Raw genomic sequence first — 773 nt, forward strand, 5'->3', positions numbered from 1 at the left:
CGTTACTGCATGAACCAGCCGTGGCTGACGACGAACGACTGGCCCGTGAGCGCGGCGCTCGGGAACGCCGACAGGAACAGCACCGTCTGCGCGACGTCCTGCACCGTCGTGAACACGCCGTCGACCGTGTTGCCGAGCATCACCTTCTTCACCACTTCCTCTTCGCTGATCCCGAGTTCCTTCGCCTGCTCCGGAATCTGCTTGTCGACCAGCGGCGTGCGCACGAAGCCCGGACACACGACGTGCGAGCGCACGTTGTGCTTCGCGCCTTCCTTCGCCAGCACGCGTGCGAGGCCCAGCAGCCCGTGCTTGGCCGTCACGTACGCGGACTTCAGCGGCGACGCTTCGTGCGAGTGCACCGAACCCATGTAGATCACGACGCCGCCGCGATCGTCCTTGTACATGTGCTTGAGCGCGGCCTTGGTCGTCAGGAATGCACCGTCCACATGGATTGCCTGCATCTTCTTCCAGTCGGCGAACGCGTAGTTCTCGATCGGGTTGACGATCTGGATGCCCGCGTTCGACACGAGGATGTCGACCGAGCCGAACGTTTCGGCCACCTTGTCGATGCCGCTGTTCACGGCGTCCTCGCTGGTCACGTCCATCGCGACGCCGATCGCCTTGCCGCCTGCCTTGTTGATCTCGTCGGCAACCGCGTTGGCGCCGTCCTGGTTCAGGTCGGCGATCGCGACGGCCGCGCCCGCCTTCGCGAGCTCCAGTGCGATTTCCTTGCCGATGCCGCTTGCGGCGCCCGTGACGACTGCGGTCTTGCC

The 773-nt window shown here is 65.1% G+C and carries 1 protein-coding gene; it reads right to left on the minus strand.

What is annotated here, in order from left to right; genetic code table 11:
• Positions 1-2: 2 nt before the first annotated feature.
• On the minus strand, positions 3-773 hold a 771-nt coding region (locus DIE22_RS37815), incomplete at its 5' end, for a 3-hydroxybutyrate dehydrogenase (RefSeq protein WP_148093215.1).

Origin of the sequence: Burkholderia sp. Bp9142 (assembly GCF_003853415.1) — a bacterium.
Classification (GTDB): domain Bacteria; phylum Pseudomonadota; class Gammaproteobacteria; order Burkholderiales; family Burkholderiaceae; genus Burkholderia.